1 pseudogene is annotated in these 655 nt (G+C 47.5%); it reads left to right on the top strand.

The features are described from left to right. Positions 1 to 655 (top strand): annotated as a pseudogene (locus tag A3738_RS31435) (hypothetical protein); the annotation flags it as partial.

The raw sequence follows: 655 nt of genomic DNA, 5'->3' as shown, positions 1-655 counted from the left end.
CAGAACAAAATCGTCAACGTGCTGTAGCGATTGAAGAAGAGAAGGTGACACGAGCGCGTGATCTTGAGATTGTATCTCGTGAACGTGAAGTTGAACTTCAGAAGATTGAGGCTGAGAAAGCTGTTGAAATTGAGAAGAAAGAAATCGCAAATGTTATTCGTGAGCGTGTAGCAGTTGATAAAACTGTTGCGATCGAAGAAGAAAGGATCAAGGAAGTTCGCGAAGTATCTGAAGCGGACCGCGCTAAGCAAACTCAAGTGTTAGCAGCAGAAGCTAAAGCTGAAGAGGACAAGGTTAAACAAGTTAAGGCTGCAGAAGCAGAAGAGTTATCTGCAAAACATAAATCTGTTGAGATTACGACTATTGCTCAAGCTGAGCTTGAGGCTGCAGCTAAAGAAGCCGACGCGAAGAAAAAGCTAGCAGAAGGTACGCAGGCAGAGCGCGCAGCCCCTGGATTGGCGGACGCTAAGGTTCAGGAAGCAAAAGCAGTAGCTCTTGAGAAAGAGGGTGTGGCAGAGGCGACTGTTATACGTGCTAAAGGTGATGCTGAAGCTGATGCATTGTTGGGTACAGGTAAAGCAGAAGCAGACGTTACTGCTGCACAAGGTGATGCTGAAGCGAAAGCTGCGCGGGAACTTGGCTTGGCAGGTGCTGA

The sequence above is a fragment of the Oleiphilus sp. HI0066 genome (genome assembly GCF_001635725.1).
The sequence above is the reverse complement of the archived record's forward strand: the minus strand, read 5'-3'. Positions and strand labels throughout refer to the sequence as shown.